Source organism: Streptomyces sp. NPDC014995, from assembly GCF_043080745.1.
GTDB lineage: Bacteria > Actinomycetota > Actinomycetes > Streptomycetales > Streptomycetaceae > Streptomyces.
The window spans coordinates 123,957-144,240 of the sequence record NZ_JBIBVX010000010.1 but is presented as its reverse complement, the minus strand read 5'-3'; the positions used below and the strand labels follow the sequence as shown (position 1 = coordinate 144,240).

Sequence of the window (20,284 nt, the reverse complement as noted above, 5' to 3'; positions counted from 1 at the left end):
CCGGGTGGGTCTCGCGTGTCCGAGTGGACGCGGGCGGTTGAATCTCGAACTCCAGTTCCCTCGCCTTGACTCCAGACAGGTGAGACTCCTCAACATGGCTCGTACCCTGGTCGATCTGCTCACCACGCACGCCACGCACCAGCCCGGCCGGATCGCCTACCGCTACCTCGTCACGGGGGATCCGGACGGAGAGGTCCAGGAGATCTCCTACGCCCGCCTCGCCACCCGCTCCCGTGCCATCGCCGCCTGGCTCCAGGACCGCGGGCTCGCCGGGTCCCGCGCGATGCTCCTCTACCCGCCGGGCCCGGAGTTCGTCTGCGCGTTCCTCGGCTGCCTCGCCGCCGGCGTCGTCGCCGTACCGGGCGTTCCCCCGCAGGGCCGCGCCGACAACCACCGGGCCCTGACCCGGATGAGACGCCTGATCGCCGACGCGGACGCCAAGGTCGTCCTGGGCGGCCGCGAGGTGGTCGCCGCGCTCGGCACGATGGCCGATCAGCTCCCCCAACTCGCCGAGATCACCTGCCTCGCCACCGAGGACGTGACCGACGAGGCCGCCGCGTCCTGGCGCGAACCCGACCTCACCGCCGACTCCGTCGCCTTCCTCCAGTACACGTCCGGCTCCACCTCGGCCCCGCGCGGCGTGGTGATCACCCACGGCAACCTGCTCGACAACGAGCGGGTCATCACCGAACGCATGGGCCACACCCCGGACGTGATCGAGGAGTACGGTCACGAACTGATCGTCAGCTGGCTGCCCGTGTACCACGACATGGGGCTCGTCGGTCCGGTGCTGAACACGGTCCACCTCGGTCTCACCACCACCCTCTTCTCCCCGCTGCACTTCCTGCAACGGCCCGACCGCTGGCTGCGGGCCGTCAGCCGCTACCGCCCGCACACCAGCGGCGGCCCCAACTTCGCCTACGAACTGTGTCTGAAGCACGCCACCCCCGAACTCGTCGACGACCTCGACCTCGGCTCGTGGAAGGTGGCCTTCAACGGCGCCGAACCGGTGCGGGCCGCCACCCTGCGGCGCTTCACCGACACCTTCGCCCCCGCCGGCTTCCGCCGTGAGGCCTTCTATCCCTGCTACGGGCTGGCCGAGGCCACCGTCATGGTCACCGGCGGCACGGTGGGCACGCCCCCCGTCCTCCTGGAGCCGGACGGCGGCGCCGCAGAGGTCGCCGACGCCGCCGCGGTCGGCTGCGGGCGGCCCGGCGAGGGCATGACCGTCGTCGTCGCCGACCCGGAGCGGCAGCGGGAACTGCCCGAGGGCGAGATCGGCGAGATCTGGGTGTCGGGCACGAGCGTCGCCAAGGGCTACTGGCGCAACGCCCTCGCCACCCGCGAGTCCTTCCGTGCCACCCTGCCCGGCCACGAGGGACGCTTCCTGCGCACCGGCGACCTCGGCTTCCTGCGCGGCGGCGAACTGTTCGTCACCGGCCGCCTGAAGGACCTGATGGTCATCGACGGCCGCAACCACTACCCGCAGGACCTGGAACTCTCCGCCGAGATGTCCCACCCCGCACTGCGCCCCGGCTGCACCGCCGCCTTCTCCGTGGACGGCGGCATGGACAGCGCTGTGGACGGCGTCGTGGACGGCGGCCTCGGCGGTGAACGGCCCGTCCTCGTCGCCGAGGTGGACCCCGGCGCCGCCGGCGAGGGCGAGGGCGAGGGCGAGAAGATCATCGATCTGGTCCGGGGCGCCATCGGCGAGGCCCACGGCCTGTCCGTGTACGACGTGGTCCTGGTCCACCCCGGCACGATCCCCAAGACCTCCAGCGGCAAGATCCAGCGCCGCGCCACCCGCGCGGCCTACCTCGACGGCACCCTGTCGGTGGTGGGCGCACCCGCCGCAGGGTGACAACGGCCGCCGCCGGCCCACCCGTTCGGGCCGACGGCGTCCTTCCCCGGACCGCCGTGTCCGACCCTTCTCTCCGGCCGCGCCTTCCACGGCGTACGGCATCCGCCGCGCACCCAGTTCACGAGGACTCCTTTCCAGATGCCTGCGAACGCGTCTCAGCCCCAGACGACCGAGCCGTCCGTGACGACCGCCGAGGATGTGACGACTGCGGATGTGACCGCTGCGGAGGATGTGACCGCTGCGGAGGATGCGATGGCCGTCGAGGGGGTGACGGGTGTCGAGGGGGTGACGGGCGTCGAGGACATGGTGACCGTGGAGGGTGTGCGTGCCTGGCTGGTGGCGGCCGTGGCCACGGCGGCCGGTTTGGACCCGCAGGCCGTCGACCCGCACCGTCCGATCGCCGAATTCGGGCTGGGATCACGCCAGTTGGTGGCTCTAGGCGTGGAACTCGGGGAGCGGACCGGCCGTACGCCGGAACCCTCCCTGGTCTTCAACCACCCCACGATCGCGGCGCTCGCCGACGCCCTCTTCGAGGAACGGCCCGCCGAGCGGGCGCCCCGACGGCAGGGTCCCGTCGGCGACGACGACATCGCCGTCATCTCCATGGCCTGTCGCTTCCCCGGCGGAGCCGACGACCCCGAGGCGCTGTGGCGGCTCCTCGACGCCGGGCAGGACGTCATCTCGGAGGTACCGGCGGGGCGTTGGGACACCCAGGGTCTCCTCGACCCCGACCCGGAGGCCACCGGCAAGGCCTACACCCTGCGTGGCGGCTTCCTCGACGGCATCGACCGCTTCGACGCCGCCTTCTTCGGCGTCTCCCCGCGCGAGGCCGCCGCCATGGACCCGCAGCAGCGGCTCCTGCTCCAGACCGCCTGGGAGACCCTCGAACACGCCGGCATCGTCCCGGACACCCTCAACGGCAGCTCCACGGGCGTCTACGTCGGCCTCTACGACAGCGGATACCTCGGCGCCGCCTCCCTCGGGCAGCTCGACGGGCACGTCGGCACCGGCTCGGCCGCGAGCGTGGCCTCCGGGCGGATCGCCTACACGCTCGGCCTTCAGGGACCCGCGGTCACCGTCGACACCGCCTGCTCCTCCTCGCTGGTCGCCCTGCACCTGGCGGCGCGGGCGCTCGTGGCCGGGGAGTGCGACCTCGCCCTGGCGGGCGGCGCGACCCTGCTGGTGACGCCGCGCGGGCACGTCGAGTTCAGCCGGTTGCGCGGACTGTCGCCGTCGGGGCGGTGCCGTCCGTTCTCCGCCGACGCGGACGGTGTGGTCTGGGCGGAGGGCTGCGGTCTGGTGCTGCTCAAGCGGCTGGGCGACGCGCGGCGGGACGGCGACCGGGTCCTCGCCGTCGTCAAGGGCTCGGCCCTCAACCAGGACGGCCGCAGCCAGGGGCTGAGCGCGCCCAACGGGCTCGCGCAGGAGCGGGTGCTGCGGGCCGCCCTGGACGCCGCCGGGCTGCGCCCGCAGGACATCGACTACGTCGAGGCCCACGGCACCGGCACCCGGCTCGGCGACCCGATCGAGGGCAACGCGCTCGCCGCCGTCTTCGGTCCCGGCCGCCCCGCCGAGCGGCCCCTCGGCATCGGCTCGCTGAAGTCGAACATCGGACACACCCAGGCCGCGGCGGGCATCGGCGGGGTCATCAAGACGGTGCTGGCCCTGCGCCACGAGCGGATCCCGGCCTCGCTGCACGCCGAGACGCCCACCGAGCACATCGGCTGGGACGGGAGCGGGCTGCGCGTGGTCACCGGCGCGCAGGCCTGGCCGCACCGCGCGGACCGCGTCCGGCGGGCCGGTGTGAGCGCCTTCGGGATCAGTGGTACGAACGCGCATGTGGTGCTGGAGGAGGCGCCCCGGGAGGAAGCGGGCCGCCGGGAGGAGGAGGCGGCGCCCTATGGCCGGGGGCACGGCGCGGGCCGGTCTCTGGCGGCCGGCAGGGGGCAGTCCTGGATGACCGGTGAGGGGCGGATCCTCGCGCCCGGTGGGGAACAGTCCTTGGTTCCCGGTGGAAGGCAGCCCTTGGTGGCTGGTGCGGGGCAGCCTGCGGTGGCCGACGCGGGACAGCCCTCGGTGGCTGGTGCGGGGCAGTTTGCGGTGGCCGACGCGGGACAGCCCTTGGTGGCTGATGCGGGACGGGACCTCGTGCCAGGCCCGGGAGAGTCCCTGGAGCCCGGTACGGAGCAGCTTCTCGTGCCCGGCGCGGAAGAGTCTCTCCAACCCGGCGCGGGAGAATTCCTCCTGGCCGGTCCGGGGCAGCCTCTCGTGCCCGGCGTGGAGGAGTCTCTCCAACCCGGCGCGGGAGAATCCCTCCTGCCGGGTCCGGGGCAGCCTCTCGTGCCCGGCGCGCGGCAGCCCCTGGTCGTCGGTGTGGTGGGCGTCGAGCCGCCGGGGCAGTTGCTCTTCCCGCTCTCCGCCCGCGGCCTTCCCGCCCTGCGGGGGCAGGCCGAACGGCTCGCCGTGGCCCTGCGGGAGCGCCCGGAGACGCCCCTGCCCGCCGTCGCGGCGACGCTCGCCCACCACCGCACCCACTTCGAGCACCGGGCCGTCGTCCAGGCGGCCGACCACGACGAACTCCTCGCCGCGCTCGCCGCGTTGGCCGGCGGACAGCCCGACCCCGACCGCACCACCGGCCCTCACCCGGCCCTCCCCACCGGCAAGGTGGCCTTCGTCTTCCCCGGCCAGGGCGCCCAGTGGCCCGGAATGGCCCGCGACCTGCTCGCGCACGACCCGGTGTTCGCGGACGAGCTCGACCGCTGCGACGCCGCCCTGCGCCCCTTCACCGAGTGGTCCGTCGCCGCCCTGCTGCGCGGCGACGCCGGCGCACCCTCACTCGACCGCGTCGACGTCGTCCAGCCGGCCCTGTTCGCGGTGATGGTGTCCCTGGCCGCCGTGTGGCGGGCCCGGGGCGTCCGCCCGGACGCGGTGATCGGGCACAGCCAGGGCGAGGTCGCCGCGGCCTGCGTCGCCGGGGCCCTCAGCCTCAACGACGCGGCCGCCGTGGTCGCCCTGCGCAGCCAGGCCCTGACCGCGCTGTCCGGCACCGGCACCATGGCCGTCGTCGCGCTGCCCCACACCGAGGTCGATGCGCGCCTCGCCGGCCTGAGCGGCCGGGTGTCCGTCGCCGCCGTCAACAGCGGCCGCTCCACGGTCGTCGCGGGCGAGGTGGAGCCGCTCCGGGCGCTCCTCGACGAACTGGACCGCGCGCAGGTGTTCGTCCGCCGGCTCGACGTCGACTACGCCTCGCACAGCGCCCAGGTGGAACCCGTCCGCACGGAGATCCTCGACGAACTCGACGGCGTGACCACGTACCCGACGTCCGTCGCCTGGTACTCCACCGTCACCGGTGAACCGGTCACCGAGGAGCTGGCGGCCGACTACTGGTACACCAACCTCCGCGAGCCGGTCCGCTTCGCGCCGACCGTGGCCCGCATGGCGGCCGACGGCTACCGCTTCTTCGTCGAACTCGGCCCCCACCCCTCCCTGTCGACCGCCCTGCGCACGATCGGCGAGGAGACCGGCCGGGACCTCGTGGCCGTCGCCTCGCTGCGCCGCGACGCGGACGGGCGCGCCTGCCTGGACCGGGCCGCGGCCGAACTCCACGTCCACGGGCGGGGCATCGCCTGGCACCGTCTGCTTCCCGCGACGTCCCCGGCCGAACTGCCCACGTACGCCTGGGACACGCAGCCGTACTGGACCGAACCCGAGGGCGCCACCGGCGGTGCCGGGCTGCTCGACCGCGCCGCGCACCCGCTGCTCGGCATCGAGCTCCGGTCGGCGGACGAGACCCGCTGGACCTTCCGCAACGAGTGGTCCCCGGCCACCGCCGACTGGCTGCCCGACCACGCCGTGTTCGGCCGTACCGTCGTCTCCGGCACCACCCTGCTCGAACTCTGCCGCGCCGCCCTCGCCGAGGCCCGGCCCGACGGATCCGCCGACGTCACCGGCCTGCTCCTGCTCGCCCCCCTCACCCTGCCCGCCTCCGGCACGGTCGAGGTGTCCGTGGAGGTGGTCGCCGACGGTCCCGCGGCGGAGGTCACCGTGCACAGCCGCCCGCGCGGCCAGGAGGCCTCGGGCTGGACCCTGCACGCCACCGCCTCCGGCTCCGGGCCGGCCGCGGAGCAGGCGGGCCGGCCCCCGGCCTGGCCCGAGGGCGCCGCCCCGGCCTGGACGCCGGACGCGTACGAGCGTCTGTCGGGGATCGGCCTCGGCTACGGACCCGCCTTCCGGGGCGTACGGGAGGCGGTGCCGACGGGGGACGGGGAACTGCTCGCCCGGCTGTCGCTGCCGTCCGCCGCCCGTGACGCGGCCGACCCCTACCCCGTCCACCCGGCGCTGCTGGACGCCGCGCTGCACGTCGCCGCCGCGCTCGACGCCTCCGACGACCGGGTGCTGCTGCCCGTCGCGGTGGGCCGCTGCACCCTGCCGCCGGGCGGAGCCACGGACCTGACCGCCTCCGTCCGCCGGACGGGAGCGACGGCCACCGACCTCACCCTCGACGTCACCCTGTGGGACGCCGACGGCTTCCCGGCCGGCCGCCTGGAGGACGTACGGCTCCGGGCGGCCACGCCGGCGGACCTGAGCGGCGGTTCGCGGAACGCGCGGCACCTGTACGAGGTGGCGTGGACGGCGGTGGACCCGACGGCGGACGCCCCGCGGGGTACGTGGGCCGTCGTCGGTGACCCGGACGCCGTGCGCGAACTGGAGGCGGCCGGGATCCGGGTGAGCGACACGGACGCCGACGTCGTCGTACGGTTCTGGCCGCGACCCGCGCCCGACGCCGATCCCGTCGCTGCGGCAGGGGAGTTGGCGGCGACCGGCCTGGCCGAGCTTCAGGCGCTCGTCGCCGCGCCGCCCGGGCGGGCGCCAGCCCGGACCGTCTGGGTGACGCGGGGCGCGGTCGCCGCCGGTGAGGGGGACGCCGTCGCGGGGCTCGCCCAGTCCGTGCTGTGGGGGCTGGCCCGCAGCGCGCGTTCCGAGCATCCGGACCTCGGGCTGACCCTGCTGGACCTCGGCGGCACCGACTGCGCGGACGCCCTCCGGGGCACCCTGGCATTGGTGGACGAGCCGGAACTCGCCCACCGCTTTGGCCGGTTGCTCGCCCCCCGGCTGATCCGCGCCCGGGCCACGGACAGCGGGACCCTGCCCACCGAGGGCACCGTCCTGATCACCGGCGGCCTGGGTGCCGTCGGCCGCCACATCGCCCGCCTGCTCGCCGAGCGAGGCGTCCCCCGACTGCTCCTGATGTCCCGTCAGGGACCTGCTGATCCACGAGCCGCGGGAACCGTCGCCGAACTGACCGCCCTCGGAGCCGAGGCCCACGTGGTCGCCTGCGACGTGGCGGACGCCGACGCCCTGGCCGGTGTCCTCGCCGACGCCGGGACGCCCCTGCGCGGAGTGGTCCACTGCGCCGGCGTCCTGGACGACGGGGTGATCGCCGAGCTGACCCCCGAGCGGCTAGCGCGGGTGCTGCGGCCCAAGGCCGACGGCGCCGCCCATCTGCACCGGCTCACCGCCGGGCAGCCGCTCGAGATGTTCCTGCTGGTCTCCTCGGCCGCGGGCGTCCTCGGCACCGCGGGCCAGGCCGACTACGCGGCCGCCAACGTCTTCCTCGACCAGCTCGCCCACCACCGGCGCGCCCAAGGTTTGCCCGGCACCTCCGTCTCCTTCGGCGCCTGGGCCGGTGAGGGCCTCGCCGCCGAGCACGCCGACCTGGCGCGCATGGCCCGCCTCGGCCACCGTGCCCTCACCCCCGGCCAGGGCCGCGACCTGGTGGAGCTCTCCCTGCGGCGCGGCACGCCCCACCTGGTCGCCTGCGCCCTCGACCTGCCGCGGCTGCGCGAGACGGTGGCCGACGGGGGAGGGGCCGCGCTGTGGCGCTCGCTGCTGCCCGCGCCCCGCACCACCGGCCGGGGCGGCGGTCTCGCCGCCCGGCTGGCCGCGCTGCCCGAGACCGAGCGCGCCGACCGCGTCCTCGCCCTCGTCCGCGAGGAGGCCTCCCGCGCCCTCGGTCTGCGCTCGGCGGAGTCCGTGCGGCCCGACCAGCCGCTGCGCGAGCTCGGCATGGACTCGGTGACCGCGGTCGAACTGCGCAACCGCCTCGCCGCCCGCCTCGCCGTCAAGCTCCCCGCCACCCTGCTGTTCGACCACCCCACCCCGGCCGGGCTCGCCCGCCACCTGCTCGGCACCGCGCTCGACGGCGGGACGCCCCGGGCGGCCGGCGTGCGACCGGCCCGCGCCACCGCACCGGCCGACGAGCCGATCGCCGTCGTGGCGATGGCCTGCCGGCTGCCCGGTGGCGTGAACGACCCGGACGACCTCTGGCGGCTCGTCGCGGACGGGCGGGACGCCGTCGGCCCCTTCCCGGCCGGACGCTGGGACGTGGAGTCCCTCTACGACCCCGACCCGGACGCCCCCGGCAAGTCCTACGCCCGGCACGGCGGCTTCCTCGACGACATCGAGTCCTTCGACGCGGGCTTCTTCGGCATCACCCCGAAGGAGGCCGCCGCCATGGACCCGCAGCAGCGGCTGCTGCTGGAGACGGCGTGGGAGGCGCTGGAGCGCGCCGGCATCGTGCCCACCGACCTCGCCGGCAGCACCACCGGCGTGTACGTCGGCATGTTCGGCAGCGACTACCTGGCCGGCACCCGCCTCGACCAGCTCGACGGATACGTCGGCACCGGCTCCGCGCTCAGCGTGGCCTCCGGCCGGCTCGCGTACACGCTCGGCCTGCACGGTCCCGCGCTCACCGTCGACACCGCCTGCTCGTCGTCCCTGGTCGCCACCCACCTCGCCGTCCAGGCCCTGCGGTCGGGCGAGTGCGACCTCGCGCTCGCCGGCGGGGTCACCCTGATGGTGACCCCGCAGACGTTCGTGGAGTTCAGCCGGCTGCGCGGGCTGTCCGCCACCGGCCGCTGCCGGTCCTTCTCCGACGACGCCGACGGCGCGATCTGGGCCGAGGGCGCGGGCATGCTCGTCCTGAAGCGGCTCGGCGACGCGCGGCGCGACGGCGACGAGGTGCTCGCGGTGCTGCGCGGCACGGCCGTCAACCAGGACGGCCGCAGCCAGGGCCTGTCCGCCCCGAACGGCCCCGCCCAGGAACAGGTCGTCCGGCGCGCCCTGGAACAGTCCGGGCTCGCGCCCGCCGACATCGACCACGTCGAGGCGCACGGCACCGGCACCACCCTCGGCGACCCGATCGAGGCGAACGCCCTGTCCGCGGTCTTCGGCGCCACCCGCCCCCCGGGCCGACCGCTCCACCTGGGCTCCCTGAAGTCCAACATCGGCCACACCCAGGCCGCTTCGGGCGTCGCCGGACTGATCAAGGTGGTGCAGTCGCTGCGCCACCGGACCCTCCCGGCCACCCTGCACGCGGACACCCCGAGCCGCCACGTCGACTGGGACGACAGCGGACTGCGGCTGCTGCACGAGGCACGGCCCTGGCCGGTGACGGGCGAGCGGATCCGGCGCGCCGGGGTGAGCGCCTTCGGCATCAGCGGCACCAACGCGCACGTGATCGTGGAGGAGGCGCCCGCGGCCGAGCCCCGGCCGGCGGCCGAAGTCACCGACGGCAAACGGCTGTTCGTGCTGTCCGGGCGCAGCGAGGCCGCCGTCCGCGGGCAGGCCGCGCGGCTGGCCGCCCACCTGACCGAGGACACCGCCCTGCCGGACCTCGCCCACACCCTCGCCCACCACCGCGGCCACTTCGAGCGGCGCGCGGCCGTCGTGGCCGGGGACCGGCACGAACTGCGCGCTCACCTCGACGCGTTGGCGTCCGGCCGGGCGCCCCTGGCCGCGCCCCGCGAGGAGCCGACCGGCAAGGTCGCCTTCGTGTTCGCCGGGCACGGCGGCCAATGGCCCGGCATGGGACTGGAGTCGCTCGCCGACTCCGAGGCGTTCCGGGAGGAGCTGACCGCGATCGACGAGGCCGTGCGGCGGCACGTCGGCTGGTCCGTGCTCAACGTCCTGCGCGCGCCAGAGGAGTTCTCCCCGCTGGAGCGCACCGAGTACCTCCAGCCGACGCTGTTCGCGGTCAACGCGGCACTGGCCGCCGCCTGGCGCGCACTCGGTGTCACCCCGGACGCCGTGGTCGGCCACAGCCTGGGCGAGATCGCCGCCGCCTACCACGCGGGCGCCCTCACCCTCGACGAGGCCGTGACCGTGGTGACCGGGCGCGCCCACGCCGTCGTCCCGCACGTCGGACACGGCGCCATGGTCGCCGTCGACCTCCCGCACACCGAGGTCCGGGAGTCGCTCGCGCCGTACGTGGGACGGCTGTTCGTCGGAGCGGTCAACAGCGCCGGCTCCACCGCTGTCTCCGGCGACACCGACGCCCTCGCCGAGCTGGGCCGCCGGCTTAAGGAGCGGGGCGTCACCGTCCGCCGGCTGTCGACGCCGTTCGCCTCGCACAGCCCGCTCATGGAACCGCTGCGCGAGGAACTCCTCGACCGCTTCTCCGGCGTGCGGGGCACACGGACGGACATTCCGCTGTACTCGGCGGTGCTGGCCGAACCCGTCGACGGGGAACGCCTCGACGCCGCGTACTGGTACGCCAACCTCCGGCAACCCGTCCGCTTCGCCGACACCGTCCGCCGGATGCTGGACGACGGCTACCGCCACTTCGTCGAGCTGAGCCCCCACCCCTCGCTCACCGCCGCCATCGAGGCCGTCGCCGCCGAGGCGGGCGTCGACGCCGTCGCCGTCGGCTCGCTGCGCCGCCGGCAGGACGGCCACGCCCTCCTGCTGCGCCGGGTCGGCGAGCTCTACACCGCCGGCCGCGCACCCGACTGGGCGACGCTGTTCCCGCAGGGCCGCCGTCTCGACCTGCCCACCTACGCCTTCGCCCGCGAACGCCACTGGCTCGCCCCCGCCCCGGCCACCTCGTCCGGCGCCTCCCCGCTGCTCGGCACACACGTCGAGGCCAGCGACGAACCCGGCCGGCACCTCTTCCAGACCGACCTCGACCCGCGCGACGGCCGCTTCGCGCACCTCACCGACCACAGGGTCAGCGGCGAGATCTGGCTGCCGGGCGCCGCCTTCCTGGACATGGCCCTGGCGGCCGCGGCCACCGTGGGCGACGACGGCGAGGTGCGCCTGGCGGACGTGCGGTTCGTCCAGCCGTTGCGCCTCGACGAGAACGGTCCGGTGCGGTTGCAGCTCGTGCTGCGGCCGGCCGGGGAGGACGGCACGCGGGAGTTCACCGTCTCCTCGGCGGCCGTCGGCGGCGGCCGGCGCTGGGAACGTCACGTCGACGGCCGCGTCGTCACCGACCGCGCACCCGTCCCCGGACCGCGCCTGGACGACATACGCCGGAGCTGCCCGGAGGCGATCGAACCGGCGGCCTTCTACGCCCGGCTGGGCGCCCTCGGCATCGAGTACGGGCCCGCCTTCCGCAACCTGGAGTCGGGTCACCGCGGTGCCACCGCCGCCGTCGGCCGGCTCGCCGAGCGGCCCGCCGCCGGACACCACGTCCACCCCGCCGTCCTCGACGCCGCCTTCCACACGGCCGCCCTGCCCGCGGACGCGCCCGACGGACGGGCGTTCGTGCCCGCCGGGTTCGGCCGGGTCCGCCGCACCGGACGCCGTACCGCGCCCGTCTGGGCGAGCTGCGAGCTGCGGTCGCTGACCGGCGACACCGCCACCGTCGACCTACGGCTGTGGGACGCCGACGAACAACTCCTCCTGGAGATCGAGGAGTTCCGGCTCACCGCCCTCTCCCCACTGGACGGCGCCCTCTACGAGACCCGCTGGCAGCCCCGCCCGGCCGCCCAGGAACCGCCCGCCGACGGCAGCTGGCTCATCCTCGCCGACGGGACCGGGACCGCCGAGGACCTCGTCGCCCGCCTCGACTCCGCCTCGATACCGCACGTCGTCGCACGCAGGGGAGCGCGGTTCGCCGCCGAGGGTCCCGGGCGGTACGTCCTCGACCCCGCCGGTCCCGGCCAGCCGGCCCGCCTGCTCGACGAGGCGTATCCCGACGCCCTGCCCGCCCGCGTCGTCCTGCTCACCGCGCTCGACGCCCCGGCCGTCGCCGACGAGCCGACCGCCACGGAGGCGGCCCGGCTGTGCTGCCTGAGCGCGCTGCACCTGGTGCGCGCGCTCGCCGACCGCCCGCGCGGCCGTGCCCCGCGCCTGTTCGTCGTCACCCGGGGCAGCCAGGCCGCCGGGGACAGTGAGCAGGTCGTGAACCCGCAGCAGGCCCTCGCCTGGGGATTCGGCCTCGCTGTCGCGCAGGAGCACCCCGAGCTGTCGGCCACGCTCGTCGACCTGCCGCCCACCGGCGGCGCCGACGCCCTGTGGACGCAGCTGCGGCACGCCGACGACGAACGCCTCGTCGCGCTGCGCGAGTCGGGCCGTCTCGTCCCGCGCCTGGCCCGCACCCGCCCCGACGGCGACGGCGAGGACGGCACCACCCCCGACGGCGTCCACCTCGTCACGGGCGGCCTCGGCGGCCTCGGCCGCGTCGCCGCCGAGCGGCTCGTGCGGCGCGGCGCCCGCCGCCTGGCCCTGATGAACCGGGGCACACCCGACCCGGACGCCCTGCGCTGGATCCGGGGCCTGGAGGAGCGCGGGGTCACCGTGCACCTCGCCCGCGCCGACGTGGCCGACCGCGACGGCCTGACGGCCGCCCTGGACGCCGTACGACGGGAAGCCGGACCCATCACCGGGATCGTGCACGCGGCCGGTGTCCTCGACGACGCGACCGTGGCCAACCTGACCGACGAGCGGGTCCTGCGGGTCCTCGCGCCCAAGGTGCTGGGCACCGCCCTGCTCACCGAACTCGCCCCGGAAGCCCGGAACCTGGTCCTGTTCGCCTCGGCGGCCGGTCTGCTCGGCTCGCCCGGACAGAGCCCCTACTCGGCGGCGAACGCCTTCCTCGACGCCTGGGCCCACCACCTCTCCCGCGCCGGGCGACGGGCGCTGAGCCTCGACTGGGGTGCCTGGTCCGGCGTGGGCATGGTCGCCGCGTCCGGTACCCGGGCCGCCGAGACCGGACGCTCGGGACTGGTCGCCTTCTCCCCGCAGGAGGGCGGCGAGCTGTTCGACCGCGTCCTGGGCACCTCCCGCCGCCAACTCGCCCCGATGGCCCTGGACCGGCAACTGCTCGCCCTCGCCCCGGACGCGGTCCGCACCCGCCCGCTCCTCGCCGACCTCCTCCCCGCCCCCACCGGCACCGGCGACGCGGACGGCCTGGCCAAGAAGGTGCTCGCCGCCACCACCGACGAGGACCGCCTCACCTGGCTGGAGGCGTATGTCCGCGCCCGCGTCGGCGAGGTCTCCGGCGGCGTCGTGGACCCGTCCGCGAGCACCGCGCTCAAGGAACTGGGCCTCGATTCCCTGATGCTGGTGCGGCTGCGCAACTCCTTCGCCCGCGAACTGGGCGTCGAACTGCCCACCGCCGAGATGTTCGCCGCCGCAGACATCCACGGCCTGGCCCGGACCCTGGCCGCCGCCCTGCCCGAAGGAGCGGTGGAACGCACGGCGGCGGAGCAGCCGCCCGCCGGCCCGGCCGGGGACGTACCGGAGACCGAGACGCACCCCGCCCCCCGCGACGTCGTACGCCTGCTGCGCAGCGCCCGCCCGGACATGCCGCAGGCCGCCCACGCCGTCGGTCTCGCCGTACGCCTCGCCACGCCGACCGACCGCGCGACGCTCACCGGCATCGTCACCCGCCTCGCCGCACGGCACGCCGCCCTGCGGACGGCCGTCGTGACCGGGGCCGAGGGGCGGGAGCTGAAGGTCGTCCGGGAGCCGGGGGAGCCGTTGCTGCGCTGGACGGCCGTGAGCGCGGAGCCCGACGCGGCCGAGCGGCTCCGGCAGCTGCTGGAACCGCCGTTCGACCTCGCGACCGCGCCCCTGTGGCGGTTCGAGCTGCTGGACGCGGGAGCGCAGGGACAGATCCTGCTCTTCGGCGCCCACCACGCGGTCGGCGACCTGCAGTCCCTGCTGCTCGTGGCGGGCGGGATCGACGCCGGACTCTCCGGCGCCCCGCTCGGCGGCGACCTCACCAACCGGGACGTCCACCTCTTGATCGAGGCCCAGCAGACCGGTACCCGGCAGACCGGTGCCCGGCAGACCGGTACTCGGCAGACCGGTACTCGGCGGAGCGGCGCCCCGCGGACCGGTGAGGGCACGGCGGCCGACGAGTGGCGCGAGGCCTTCGCCGGCGCCGAGCGGCTCGACCTCACGCTGACGAGCCCCCGTCCGGCCGAGCGGTCGTACCGCGCCGGCAGTGTCACCCTCCCGCTGCCCGACGGGCTCGTGGAACGCGTGTCGGCGGCCGCGAGCCGGCTCGCCGTCACTCCCGCCGCCTTCTGCCTCGGCACCCTCACCGTGCTGCTGGCGCGGAAGCGCGAGAAGGAACGGTTCGCGCTCGCCGTACCGGTGGACACCCGCATCCACGCCGACGCCTTCGACGCGGTGGGCTTCTTCGGCGTACCGGTGCCGTTCCCGGCCGAGGCGCGGGCCGCCGAACCGGTGGCGGACGTGCTGCGCCGCACCGACGGCCGGATGGAACGGCTGCTGACCAAGGGCGCGATGTTCTCGGACGTCCTGCCCACACTGGCCCGTCAGGGGCTGCACCGGACGAACGCGCCGCTGGTGGAGGTGTACTTCAACTACGTCCGCCACGCGGGCCGCCTCCAGCGGCTCGACGTCCTGCCGGCCGGGACGGGCTACTCCGACCTCGACCTGATGATCACCATGACCCCCGACGCGGGCCGGATCCGGCTCGACCACAGCCTCGACATCCTGGACGGACGGGCCACGGCCGGGCTGGGGGAGGAGTTCGTGCGGCTGCTGGGGGAGGTGGCGGACGATGCGTCGGTCCCGGTGGGTACGGCGCCGGTGTCCGCCGGGTCGCCGCCCGTGCGTACGGCCGCGGTGTCCGGCGAGCCGCCCCGCTCCCGTTCGCGTTCCCTCGCCCTCGCCGCCACCTTCGCCCTCGGCCACCTCCCGCTGATGTGCGAGACGGCCCTCGAGGACGGTCCGCACGGCGCCACGACGGTCGCCGAGGCCCCCTACCACCAGGTCCTCGCCGCCCTGCGCGATCCCTCGGGCGTCTTCGCCGACCCGGCGACGGCGGTGGCGGTCGTCCTCCTGCGCGCCCAGGACCTGGAACGGTTCGGCCCGGTGGACGACGCCCTCCTCGCCGAACTGCGCACGGAGTACCCGGCCGCGCTGCGTGCTCTCGCCGAACGGACCCGCAGACCGCTCGTCGTCGGCTTCCTGCCGTCCGCCCGCCCCGGCGAGCGCCTCACGAGGTGGGAGCGCGCAGTCGCCGACGAGCTGACCGGCCTGCCGGGCATCGCGGTGCTCGGACCCGACGACTGGACCCGCCACCACGTCGTCGAGGACCGCTTCGACGAGCGCACCGAGCGCCTCGCCCATCTCCCCTTCACCCCGCCGTTCCAGGCGGCGGTGGCCCTGTCCCTCGCCGACGTCGTGCGGGCGGTGCTGCGGCCCGCGCCGAAGGTGATCGCGGTCGACGGCGACGAGACGCTGTGGAGCGGGGTGGCCGGGGAACTCGGTCCCGAGGCCGTGGACCTGTCCGGGCCGCGGGCCGCGCTCGCGCGCCGGCTGCTGCGGTGGCGGGAGGCCGGGGCGCTGCTGGCGCTCGTCAGCAACAACGACGAGGAGACCGTCCGCGCCGTCCTCGACCGGCCCGACAGCCTCCTCAAGCCCGGGCACTTCAGCGTGCTCTCCGCCGCCTGGGAGCCGAAGCCGACCCGCCTGCGGGAGGCGGCCCGCACCCTCCACCTCGGTCCGGACAGCTTCCTGTTCCTGGACGACAACCCCGCCGAGATCGGCAGGATGCGTGCGGAGCTGCCCCAGGTGCTGTCGGTGACCTGCCCGCCGGAGGCCGAACTGGAGGAGTTCCTGCGCCGGTTGTGGCCGCTGGTCCCCGCCGCGGCCACGGCCGAGGACGCGCTGCGGGCCCGCTTCTACGACGAGGAGCGGGAGCGGGACGCCGTCCGCGAACAGGCCGGATTCGAGCAGTTCCTCGACCGGCTGGAACTCGAGGTCGACATCCGTGCCCTGGGGGAGGACGACGTGCCGCGGGCCGAGCAACTCGTGCGCCGTACCAACCAGTTCACCCTCCGCGCCCGGTCGGCCGACGGCGGCGACCTCGAGCGGTGGCGGCAGCGCGGGGGCGAGGTGTGGACGGCCGCCGCCCGGGACCGCTTCGGCGACTACGGCCAGATCGGCCTGCTCGCCGTCCGCGCCGACGGCGACCGACTCGACGTCCTGGCCTGGCTGATGAGCTGCCGTGCCCTCGGACGAGGCGTCGAGGAGCGGCTGTTGGGCTGGCTCGCGGACCGCGCCGAAGAACTGGGCTGTGCCAAGGTCCGGTTGACGGCCGAGCGTACCCCGCGCAACGCTCCGGCCCGCCGGATCGTGGCCGCGCTCGGCGGGGGAGACCAGGACGACGAACGGCTGGAGACCGTGGCCACACCGGAACACCTGCGGGCGTTCCGCTCCTGGGAGCGGTGACGACCGCGGGCTGTGGCACCGCGGTGGAGGAAAGGACCGTGCACACCATGAAGGGCTCTGATGCGTGACATGAACGAGGACGCGGGCGCGAACGCCGGGCAGCGGGCGACCGCCGAGGCGATCGAGCGGGGCGGGAGCGGGCTCAGCGTGACCGAGCTGCTGGCCAGGGTCCTGCCGGCCGGGGAGCCGACGGTGTCCGGGCCGGAGCCCGCGCCCGCCCGAGACCTGGACCCGGAGCCCCACCATGACGCGGCCGGGGCCCCCGAAGCCGCCGTCCCGGACGTGCACGCCCCGGCCACGGCCCCCGAAGCCGCCGTCCCGGACGTGCACGCCCTCGCCGCCACCATCGCCGCCGCGGCCGCCCACTACCTCCCCGAGGGCCGACTCGACCCGGACACCGACTTCTTCGACGCCGGGGGCAGCTCCGTGCACGCCGTCGAACTCGCGGCGGAGCTGGAGCGCGAGCTGGGCATGGAGCTGGACCTCGACGACGTGTTCGCCGACGCACGGCCCATCAGCCTGGCCCGGCGCCAACTGAAGACCACCGGCCACAAGCCCGCCCCGGCGGCCGGTCCGGCCACCACCGCCTCGCGCACTCCGTCCGCGTCCCCGGGTGCCTTCCTGCCCACCACGGCCGTCCCGGCCGCCGCCGCGCCCGCGGCGGCCATCACCGCCCCGCAGGCTCCGTCGGCGTCCGCGTCCCCGGGTGCCTTCCTGCCCACCACGGCCGTCCCGGCCGCCACCGCGCCCGCGGCGGCCACCACAGCCCCGCAGACGTCGTCCGCGCCCCCGCCCCCGGGCGCCCTCCCGACCACCGCCGGCCCCCACCCTGCCCCCGCCCCCGGCGCATCCCCCATCCCGTCCCCGCGCCCTCCGCAACCGAGCGTCACCCTCCCCCTCCCCGACTCCGGGAACGCCCCCCGCACCACCGCCCGCCCCGAGGACCTCGACCAGATCCTGGCCGACCTCGCCCTCGCCGACCGTCTCCCCTTCGTCCACTCGCCCGAGCCGCTGCCGCCCCGCCGGATCCTGCTCACCGGCGCGACCGGCTTCCTCGGCAGCCACATGCTGCTCGACCTGCTCCGGCACAGCGACGCCCACGTCCACTGCCTGGTCCGCGGCGCCGACGAGGAGGCGGCGACCGCCCGGCTGGCCGAGCAGTTGCGTGGCTACGGGCTGCCGTGGAACGCCGAGGTCCGCCGCCGGGTCACCGTCCTCCCCGGCGACATCCGCAGCCCCCGCCTCGGCCTGTCCGAGGAGCTGTGGCACACCCTCGCCCACGAACTGGACAGCATCGTGGGCGTGGCCGCGGCCGTGGACTTCCTGCGCGGTTACCGGTCGCTGCGGGCGAGCAACGTCCTCGGCACCCTCACCCTGGCCGAACTCGCCACCACCGGACGGCCGAAGCCGCTGCACCACATCTCCTCGATCGCGGTGTTCAACGAGGTCGGCATCGCCTCCATGGGCGAGAACGACCCGTTCGCCCACGCCGACCGGCTCGTCGCGGGCTACGACCAGTCCAAGTGGGCCGCCGAGGTCGCCCTGCGCCGCGCCCGCGACCACGGCCTGATCGTCTCCGCCCTGCGTCCCGGCGGCATCAGCGGCCACACCAGGACCGGCGCCCACAACCCCCGCGACCTCAGCAGCGGCCTGATCTCGGCGTTCGGCCGCTTCCGCACCGTCCCCGCGTTCCGCCACCTCAACGCCGCCCCCGTCGACTGGGTCAGCCGGGTCGCCGTGGCCGTCGTCTGCGAACCCGACGCCTGGGGCTTCGACTACCACCTCACCGGCGTCCCCAACACCCTCGACGACGTGGTCCGCCACATGGCCTTCGGCGGCATGCACGTCCGCGTCCAGGACTGGGACGAGTGGCGCGCCGACGCCCTCGCCCGCCTGGAGGCCGATCCGGTCCCCGAACTCGCCTTCCTCACCCGCGTGTTGCGGAGCCCCACCGCCCTGAAACTGTGCGAGGCCACCCTCACCGGCCCGGCCGCCACCGCCGAACGCACCGACGCCCTCGTCGACGCCCTCGGCCTGCCGGCCGCCGCCCGCTACGACGCGCGGGCCCAGCTGAAGACGTTCGAGAAGCTCGCCGGCGACGGACTCGCCCGGCTGCCGCGCAAGGACGACCAGCCGTACCTGTGGTTCTCCGAGAAGACCGAGGGCAGCGTGCGCACGGTCGACGACGGAACCGACGCCCCCTGCTCGATGGCCCTCACCCTCTCCCTCGCGAGCATGTACCAACTGGTGAGGGAACGCCGTGTGGACGTCACCGGCGAGGTCACCTGCCCGGCGATCCACGCCGAGCCCCTCACCGTCGTCCACGGCGACGTCTGGGTCCGCCCCGAGGAGGGCATCCCGCAGCGGCACGGCCTCGAGCACCAACTCCTGCGCTACCGGCTCCGGCTGCGTGACACCGACGGCGGGCTCTGGTGGCTGGAGGGCCACAAGTACGCCCGCGCGCGCCGCGACCTGTGGCGCCAGACCCGTACCCTCACGGTCGAACTCGGCCCCGAGGGCGAACCGGCCACCCTGACCGGCGAGGTCGTCGTCCCCGCCGACTCCTACGTCCGCGACCAGATCGACGGCATCCGGGTCGCCCCGCACCTCACGAGTCAGGAGAAGCGCGCCGCCAAGCTGACCTGGCTGGCCTGGTTCGGCCTGGAGATGGGCCGCGGCCTGCTCGGCCCCTTCGCCCGGGCCGCCGCGGACCTGCTCGACCTGCGCCGCACCCCGAACCTCACGGAGCACCACCGATGATCTTCAGGACGACCCCAGCCCCCCGCAGGCCGCTCCGCAGGGTCAGGACCACCGCCGTCCCGCGCCCCCTGCGCCACCGCCTGGACCCGGCCCGCGTCGAGGAGATCCCCCTCCACGCGCCCGACGGCGTCCGCCTCGGCCTCACCCGCGTCGACACCGGCGAGAGCGGCCGTCCCGCCGTCCTCCTCCTGCACGGCCACACCGCGTCCGCCGACATGTTCCTGCTCCCCGAGACCCGCAACCTCGTCGACGCCCTCCTCGACGACGGCTACGAGCCCTGGCTGCTGGACTGGCGGGGCAGCTGCCGGCTGCCGTACAACGAGACCGGACAGCGGTACACGTACGACGACGTGGCGCTGTACGACATCCCCGCCGCCGTCACCCGCGTCCGCGAACGCGTCGGCGACCGCCCCCTGTTCGTGGTCGCCCACTGCGTGGGCTCCCTCACCCTGTCCCTGTCGATGACCGCCGGACTCGTCCCGGGCCTCGCGGGCGTGGTCTCCCAGGGCGTGTTCCTCACGCCGAAGCTCGCCGGGCGCACCTCCCTGCGCATGTCCGTGGCCGGGGAACTGCTGAGGACGCGGATCGACCACATCCCGGTCGACTTCCGCAAGGTCGGCCTGTGGTCCAGGTACACGCCCCTGTTCGCCCTCGCCTCCCGCGGGGCGAGCTGCCCGGACCCCACCTGCCAGATCCTGCACAACTCGGCGTGGGGCACCGGTGCCTCCCTCTTCGTGCACGAGAACCTGTCCGAGGCCACCCACGACCGGCTCGCCGAGCTGCTCGGCCCGGCGCCGCTGTGGATCCTGCCCCACCTGCGCCGCATCGAGCTCGCCCGCAGCGTGGTCCGCTGGCACGACACCGACCACCGCTACCGGGCCCTGCCGCCCAACGCGCTCGACGCGGCCGCCCGTATCGACACGCCCGTCCTGCTGCTCGCCGGCAGCGAGAACGGTCTGTGGCTCGACTCCCAGAAGCTCTGCCACGCCGTCCTCGCCCACCGTCAGCCCCAGCTCGACGTCCGCTACACCGAGATACCGGGCTACGGCCACCTGGACACCTTCCTCGGCCGGGGCGCCGCCCTCGACGTCTTCGGCCACATCCTGGACTTCCTGGGCGAACGACGGTGACGGCGGCCCCGGCGGCCGGTTAACGTACCGGGCAGTA

4 protein-coding genes are annotated in these 20,284 nt (G+C 75.4%); all 4 read left to right on the top strand.

The window, feature by feature from the left end:
• Positions 1-94 precede the first annotated feature (94 nt).
• On the top strand, positions 95-1,861 hold the full coding sequence (locus ACF1A1_RS21135) for a fatty acyl-AMP ligase (RefSeq protein ID WP_392001791.1): 1,767 nt from the start codon (positions 95-97) through the stop codon (positions 1,859-1,861).
• 252 nt (positions 1,862-2,113) lie between these two features.
• Positions 2,114-16,357 (top strand): SDR family NAD(P)-dependent oxidoreductase, encoded by a 14,244-nt coding sequence (locus ACF1A1_RS21130; RefSeq protein ID WP_392001790.1) that lies wholly within the window; start codon positions 2,114-2,116, stop codon positions 16,355-16,357.
• A gap of 60 nt (positions 16,358-16,417) precedes the next feature.
• Positions 16,418-19,117, top strand: coding sequence for a thioester reductase domain-containing protein (locus ACF1A1_RS21125; protein WP_392001788.1), 2,700 nt, complete (start codon positions 16,418-16,420; stop codon positions 19,115-19,117).
• Positions 19,114-20,247 (top strand): alpha/beta hydrolase, encoded by a 1,134-nt coding sequence (locus ACF1A1_RS21120; RefSeq protein ID WP_392001787.1) that lies wholly within the window; start codon positions 19,114-19,116, stop codon positions 20,245-20,247. The genes ACF1A1_RS21125 and ACF1A1_RS21120 overlap by 4 nt, the downstream gene beginning before the upstream one ends.
• Positions 20,248-20,284: the final 37 nt, after the last annotated feature.

Coding starts and splice junctions, on each gene's coding strand:
- ACF1A1_RS21130 (WP_392001790.1), top strand. CDS start 2,114: ATGGCCGTCGAGGGGGTGACGGGTGTCGAGGGGGTGACGGGCGTCGAG.
- ACF1A1_RS21135 (WP_392001791.1), top strand. CDS start 95: ATGGCTCGTACCCTGGTCGATCTGCTCACCACGCACGCCACGCACCAG.
- ACF1A1_RS21120 (WP_392001787.1), top strand. CDS start 19,114: ATGATCTTCAGGACGACCCCAGCCCCCCGCAGGCCGCTCCGCAGGGTC.
- ACF1A1_RS21125 (WP_392001788.1), top strand. CDS start 16,418: ATGCGTGACATGAACGAGGACGCGGGCGCGAACGCCGGGCAGCGGGCG.